This is a genomic window from Anaeromassilibacillus senegalensis, assembly GCF_001261775.1.
GTDB lineage: Bacteria > Bacillota > Clostridia > Oscillospirales > Acutalibacteraceae > Anaeromassilibacillus > Anaeromassilibacillus senegalensis.
On the sequence record NZ_LN868538.1, the window covers coordinates 1,220,470 to 1,227,382 of the forward strand.

5 protein-coding genes and 1 rRNA gene are annotated in these 6,913 nt (G+C 46.6%); all 6 read right to left on the reverse strand.

The genetic code is table 11. The features are described 5' to 3' along the window. Positions 1-76 precede the first annotated feature (76 nt). Entirely contained in the window at positions 77-292 is a 216-nt protein-coding gene (locus BN2106_RS16325; protein ID WP_154666559.1) for a hypothetical protein, read from the reverse strand. A gap of 315 nt (positions 293-607) precedes the next feature. Beyond that, positions 608-1,639, reverse strand: a complete 1,032-nt coding sequence (locus BN2106_RS15400) for a YbjQ family protein (protein WP_050699431.1) — start codon at positions 1,637-1,639, stop codon at positions 608-610. A 56-nt stretch (positions 1,640-1,695) separates the two neighbouring features. Further along, complete coding sequence (locus tag BN2106_RS15405; protein WP_050699432.1) at positions 1,696-1,926, reverse strand: hypothetical protein; 231 nt, start codon at positions 1,924-1,926, stop codon at positions 1,696-1,698. Between the two features lie 178 nt (positions 1,927-2,104). Further along, positions 2,105-2,509 (reverse strand): hypothetical protein, encoded by a 405-nt coding sequence (locus BN2106_RS15410; protein ID WP_050699433.1) that lies wholly within the window; start codon positions 2,507-2,509, stop codon positions 2,105-2,107. Positions 2,510-2,572: 63 nt separating this feature from the next. Next, a complete protein-coding gene (locus tag BN2106_RS15415; RefSeq protein WP_050699434.1) occupies positions 2,573-3,661 on the reverse strand; it encodes a YbjQ family protein in 1,089 nt (362 codons plus the stop codon). A gap of 263 nt (positions 3,662-3,924) precedes the next feature. Further along, positions 3,925-6,757: ribosomal RNA gene (locus BN2106_RS15420) — 23S ribosomal RNA — on the reverse strand. Positions 6,758-6,913: the final 156 nt, after the last annotated feature.

Consider the following 6,913-nt stretch of genomic DNA (forward strand, 5'->3'; position numbering starts at 1 on the left):
AGTAATGGCAAACTGTACAAAGAAACGATCTTCCATAAGAGAAAATATCTTTGAAAATGGCCTTTCACAGCCAGATTCAAAGGCATTTTGCTTGTTTTGCAAAAACAAAGAATCCCATTGATTTCGCAATGCAAAAAGATTGTTTTGATAAAATTTGTTTTACTTTATATAAAGTAAAACAGTCTTTGCTGTCGCTTTTCAAAGCGACGCATCCCCCGGCGAAAGCCGGGGAAAAAGAAAAGCCCCAAAGACAGCACCCTGCTTCGTAAAGAACCATATCACTCGTTCCCACTCGCTCTTCTCCGGAAGAGGACCTCCGGTCGGTACGCTCGCTAGAGGCTAAAGCCTCGCTCGATGCTCCAAACGACCATCGCCGCTTTTTAGAACCGTAGAAGAACATATTTTAAAAATTGTCTGTAAGGTAAAAATGGTTACCGCCGTAGGCGCGTCCCGACCGGAGGTCCAGAAAAGCGGAAAAACACATCTAAGAAATAACCTGCAAGGTTAAAAAAGCCCTGGGAGCGGGTCTTTTCCGTCCCGCACCTGCGCGGACCCGACCCCGGAAAAGAAAAAGGGCGGGCCGTGCTGACCGCAGGTCCGCCCTTCATCATTTATTGATCAACTCCACCAGCTTCCGAATACAGTCTTCTTTCTGGTTTCCATACAGCCGTTCCAAAGCGGCGCTGTCGCGTACCAAAGTCAGGACAGAATTCGGAATCGGGTTACCATTTCCCTTTTGGTATTCCAGCATATAGTTCCAGATTTCTTTGACGGAATTCAGTTTCCTCGCCTGCTCCAATACCGTTTGCAGGCTGTTCTCCTTGACTTCCTCCTGGAACAGGCCCTTTTCCCTGCCGCAGCGCGCACATACTGCCGCGGAATAGGCATTCTCTTTTCCACACAAACAGGTCCAGGTGCTGACGCCCGCAACATATCCGCTGACGACATCCTGCCCATATTGAATACGAAGCTCCTGCAGGCGGGTGCTGTCCAATGATATGTCTTTGTCCTCTTTTTTACAGGAATAAACCAGCCCATTCCGCACATATTTCCGCACGCTTACCACCGCGGATGTAAACTGCCCCAGTACGCCATAGGGAAAATCCAGCTTACAGGCCTCTGTATAACAGACCCCCGCCGTATTCTTGATCTCGAGAAATGGCACCTGTTTGAATAGAATCGTTTCCCCAAACAGATTTACAAAATAAAGATGCACGCTCAGCGCCGTGATTTGGCTGTTTTTGATCGGCGCAAAGAGAAGCTGCACCGCGCTGTCGGAACGGATGCGGACCTTGAGCATTTGAAATGGCAGCTCCGTATTGTAATTGGTGACCGGGAGGGCATAGAGGATTTCCGGCGACGCCTCCGCCTCCTGTCGGCTCGGCTCTGCCCTGACCGCCGTCCCGTTTGCGACCACGAAGGTCATGTTCTCACGAAAGTTGGAGTATTGAATATTCATGCCGATCACACCATTCGCGCCGACCCGTGCGGCCTCTTCTTCCATCCGCTCAATCGCGGCCTTTGTAGCGCCGGACAGGTCGCCTTCCGTCAGCAGGACTTCCCCTGTACAGCAGCCCAGATATTCGATAATATGATATCCCTTCAGATCAACGCCCGGAGTCATTAAAATGGAACCCATCTCTTCTTCCCCTTTTCCATATGCGGCCCTCAATCAGCAGCTTTATTATTTTTCTGTTATATGTTTCCGCTTTCATCTTGCTTATTGGAAACTCGCTTCTCTTTTCTTTCTTTATAAAAGTATCGAAACAGATCAAAAAGAGCCGTTACGATTGCTAAAATCATAAAAACCGTTTTTATCGTGCGGTGCGGATTGAAAATCGAAATCCCCAGCAGAATGGATGGAAGATACAAATAATAGAGGCAGCTTCGATCCCAACACTTGCGGAGTTTTTCCCTCCATTTCATTGCAAAGACCTCCCTCTCATCACGGCATCATTCTTCCAACTCTATTGTCTTTCTTTTCCTCTGTATTGTCAACGCCTGTCCAATAAAATTCACCCTGCAATTTAAAAAAGCACAAAACCACAAAGAAAACAGGCATTACCCGATTTCTCAGGGTTTTGTGCTTCTATTTGTTTTAGTGTTACGGCTTTTCAAAACTTCCCGGATCGTCGTCCTCATCCTCTTTTGTGATCCGCTTCTCCATGACATACACTCTGGCGATATCATACAGAAAAACGATCCCCGCCGCAATAAGAATAAAATAGTAAACCGCTCCGGTGAGCAAAAAAGCCAAAAGCAAAACCAGCGGAATAAAGGAAACAAAGGGATAGCATTTTTTTTGCGTTTCTTCTCCATATCTTTCGCGGACCCTGAAGCTCTGGCCGCAGAAAAGGCCGAAGGCAAGCGCAACCAGAACGTATCGAATGATAGAACCAACGGGAAAGCTGAAGGAAATCAGGATCAGAAGCGGAGCAATCGCTGCAATAAACGGATTCCCGTGGTAGTAATCAAAAAACTTTTGAAAGAGCATTTTCAGATAACTCATAACACAACCCCTCCAAATAAAACAGATCCTACGCTTTTTAAATACGAGTTATATTGACTTTTCTTACCTCTTTGCATATTCTTTTATCTTTTTTATACAACTTTCTTTTTGATTGCCATACAGCCTTTCAAGGGAAACCGACTCTTTGACCAAATTTAATATTGCTTCAGGCAAAATATGGTCGTGTTCTTCATTATATATCGTCAGATACTCATAAATTTCTCTAGCTGAGTTTTTTTGCATAAAGACATTCATTAAAAATTCATATGTATTTCCTTTTTCTTGCATCTTCTGCGAATCATTTTCTCTGCCGCACATCGTGCATTTTGACACTGCCAAATTATTTTCCTTTCCGCACAGGCATGTCCATACATGAACATTGGAGCTAAAAACACCGACTACATCCTGCCCATATAAGGCGCGCAGCCCTTGTAAATGAGATTCCGACATTGCAATTATCTGATCCGGTACATTAGAAGAATAGACTTTTTCACTCATGACATACCTTCGCACATGGATTGACGCCGATCGAAATTGTCCAAAAACTTCATCGGGAAAATTCGCCTTATAATATTCAGTCATACAAATCTGGTCTGTGGTATCAATATCTATAAAGGGCACATTTGAAATGGTGACAATATCTCCAAATATTGTTTTGAACGAGATGTCCAAATGTAACGCCGATATTTTATACTTTTTAAAAGGAGTAAAAAAGACTCTCATTTTTTTATCTTCTCTGATTTCGACTTTCAAAAAACGAAACGGTAGGTTTTGATTATAAGTATCTACATAGATTTCAAATAGCTTCCCTCTATAGGAAGCTTCCACCCGTTCTATTTTAACTGCGGTTCCGTTCATCATAACACCGATCATATTAGAAGAAAACATTGTATAATCCAAATCTACCCCAATAACTGCATTTGCACCACGCGATAAGGCTTGCTGCTCCAGATTCTGCGCTGCAAATCCTTTTGCCTTTGCTAATTTTTCCTTATAGAAAGTACTTCCTATTCCAAGTATATCAGAAATATCCGCTTCCAAATTGCTTAAAAAACCTGTACCCAATACACATTCTCCTGAACAGAATCCTAAATATTCAACAATATTATAGCCTTCAAAATCGTAACCTGATGTCAACATGAGGGAGCACATTTTTTCCTCCTTATTCTGTCTTTCAATATATTCGCTTCTTTTATTACAAATATAAATTAATTTCGCTCATCTGTTATTACAAATATAAATTAATTTCGCTCATCTGTCTATAGATTGCCAATATCATTCACATGTTTTTTATGATACAGAAATCAAAAAAGACCCATCCAATTGGATGGGTCTTAAACTCAGTCATACACTGAAAACTGAATAAAGATATACAGGAAAGAACGAAATCTGAAAAAGGTCTCGAACCAAGAAATATGGTCAAGCCCTCGGCCTATTAGTACTGCCAAGCTGAACATGTTACCATGCTTACACATGCAGCCTATCAACCTTGTAGTCTTCAAGGGGCCTTACTAGCTTACGCTATGGGATATCTTATCTTGGAGTCGGCTTCACGCTTAGATGCTTTCAGCGTTTATCCGTTCCGCACATAGTTGCCCAGCTGTGCTCCTGGCGGAACAACTGGTGCGCCAGAGGTGCGTCCATCCCGGTCCTCTCGTACTAAGGACAGCTCTCCTCAAATATCCTGCGCCCACGACAGATAGGGACCGAACTGTCTCACGACGTTCTGAACCCAGCTCGCGTACCACTTTAATCGGCGAACAGCCGAACCCTTGGGACCGAATACAGCCCCAGGATGTGATGAGCCGACATCGAGGTGCCAAACCTCCCCGTCGATGTGGACTCTTGGGGGAGATCAGCCTGTTATCCCCAGGGTAGCTTTTATCCGTTGAGCGACGGCAATTCCACTCTCATACCGCCGGATCACTAACTCCAACTTTCGTTACTGCTCGGGCCGTCACCCTCGCAGTTAGGCTCGCTTACGCGTTTGCACTCTAAGGCACGGTTTCCGTCCGTGCTGAGCGAACCTTTGAGCGCCTCCGTTACTCTTTTGGAGGCGACCGCCCCAGTCAAACTGCCCGTCTAACAATGTCCCCCGGCCGGATTCACGGCCGCAGGTTAGAATTTCAACAACTTAAGAGTGGTATCCCAAGGTTGACTCCACCAACACTGGCGTGCTGACTTCCCAGTCTCCCACCTATCCTGTACATAAATTATCAAAACCCAATATTAAACTGCAGTAAAGCTCCATGGGGTCTTTCCGTCTTGTCGCGGGTAACCGGCATCTTCACCGGTACTACAATTTCGCCGGGCGGGTAATTGAGACAGTGCCCAGATCGTTACACCATTCGTGCGGGTCGGAACTTACCCGACAAGGAATTTCGCTACCTTAGGACCGTTATAGTTACGGCCGCCGTTTACTGGGGCTTCAATTCAATGCTTGCACATCTCCTCTTAACCTTCCAGCACCGGGCAGGTGTCAGCCCCTATACGTCATCTTTCGATTTGGCAGAGACCTGTGTTTTTGCTAAACAGTCGCCTGGGCCTATTCACTGCGGCCACGTCTCCGTGGCGTCCCTTATCCCTAAGTTACGGGACCAATTTGCCGAGTTCCTTAACTACCCTTCTCCCGTTGGCCTTAGAATTCTCTTCCCATCTACCTGTGTCGGTTTGCGGTACGGGCGCCTCAGATGTACCATGAGCTTTTCTCGCCCCCGATCCAGCATGCTTCCCTACTCTAATTTCGGTCCCTTACGCCCGGGGCTACCATCGCCCGGGTCATGCCTTTTCAGGGTGTCACTCATCTTAAATCTTTTGGCGGCTACGGAATATCCACCGTATGTGCATCGACTACGCCTTTCGGCCTCGCCTTAGCTCCCGGCTTACTTGGAGCGGACGAACCTTCCTCCAAAAACCTTAGATATTCGGCCAATATGATTCTCACACATTTCGCGCTACTCATTCCGGCATTCTCACTTGAACGAAGTCCACCACCGCTTCCGCTATGACTTCACCCCTCGTTCAACGCTCTCCTACCATTCCTTTCGGAATCCCAAGCTTCGGTATACTGTTTAGCCCCGTTAAATTTTCGGCGCAGAGTCACTCGACCAGTGAGCTATTACGCACTCTTTTAATGAGTGGCTGCTTCTAAGCCAACATCCTGGTTGTCTGTGCAACTCCACATCCTTTTCCACTTAACAGTATTTGGGGACCTTAGCTGTGGGTCTGGGCTGTTTCCCTTTCGACAATGAAACTTATCTCACACTGTCTGACTCCCGTACATCAATTATCTGGCATTCTGAGTTTGATAGGTTTTGGTAACCTCTCGGCCCCTAGACCATTCAGTGCTTTACCTCCAGTAATCTAATACGAGGCTAGCCCTAAAGCTATTTCGGAGAGAACCAGCTATCTCCGGGTTCGATTGGAATTTCTCCGCTACCCACACCTCATCCGCTACCATTTCAACGGGAGTCGGTTCGGTCCTCCATGGAGTTTTACCTCCACTTCAACCTGGACATGGGTAGGTCACCCGGTTTCGGGTCGTGTACAACCGACTTCATTCGCCCTATTCAGACTCGCTCTCGCTGCGGCTCCGGACCTGAAGTCCTTAACCTTGCCGGTTACACACACTCGCCGGACCATTCTACAAAAGGTACCCGATCACCCATTGACGGGCTCTCGGTGCTTGTAAGCACAAGGTTTCAGGTTCTTTTTCACTCCCCTTCCGGGGTCCTTTTCACCTTTCCTTCACAGTACTATACACTATCGGTCACTGAGTAGTATTTAGGCTTGGAGGGTGGTCCCCCCGTATTCCCACCGGGTTTCACGTGTCCGGCGGTACTCTGGATACAGCTAGCTGCTTTGATCTTTCGCATACGTGACTTTCACACTGTCTTGTTGGCTTTCCCACACCATTCTGCTAGATCGCTGCATACATATTGCTGTCCTAACCCCAGAGGTATTGCTACCCCTGGTTTGGCCTCTTCCGCGTTCGCTCGCCACTACTAGCGGAATCTCGGTTGATTTCTCTTCCTCGCCCTACTTAGATGTTTCAGTTCAGGCGGTTCCCCACGTACACCTATGAATTCAGTGCACGTTGACTGGACATGACTCCAGCCGGATTGCTCCATTCGGAAATCCACGGATATAGTGCCCACTTACGGCTCCCCGTGGCTTATCGCAGTTAGTCGCGTCCTTCATCGGCTCTCAGTGCCAAGGCATTCCCCTTGCGCTCTTTGTAGCTTGACCATGTGTTTTTTCTTGGTTCTTTGAAATTGTAGATTTCACTAAAAATAAAACTTTACAAAGTTCTTTTTCTCGTTCTATCTGCTTCTTTATTCAGTTTTCAATGTACGCAGGCTAGCCTGTTTCGCTCGCTTCGGTTCCTGCGGGAACCTCGCTCGG

Excerpts from the sequence above, each read along its gene's own strand:
- BN2106_RS15400 (WP_050699431.1), bottom strand. The coding sequence starts at position 1,639 with ATGGGTTCCATTTTAATGACTCCGGGCGTTGATCTGAAGGGATATCAT.
- BN2106_RS15405 (WP_050699432.1), bottom strand. The coding sequence starts at position 1,926 with ATGAAATGGAGGGAAAAACTCCGCAAGTGTTGGGATCGAAGCTGCCTC.
- BN2106_RS15410 (WP_050699433.1), bottom strand. The coding sequence starts at position 2,509 with ATGAGTTATCTGAAAATGCTCTTTCAAAAGTTTTTTGATTACTACCAC.
- BN2106_RS15415 (WP_050699434.1), bottom strand. The coding sequence starts at position 3,661 with ATGTGCTCCCTCATGTTGACATCAGGTTACGATTTTGAAGGCTATAAT.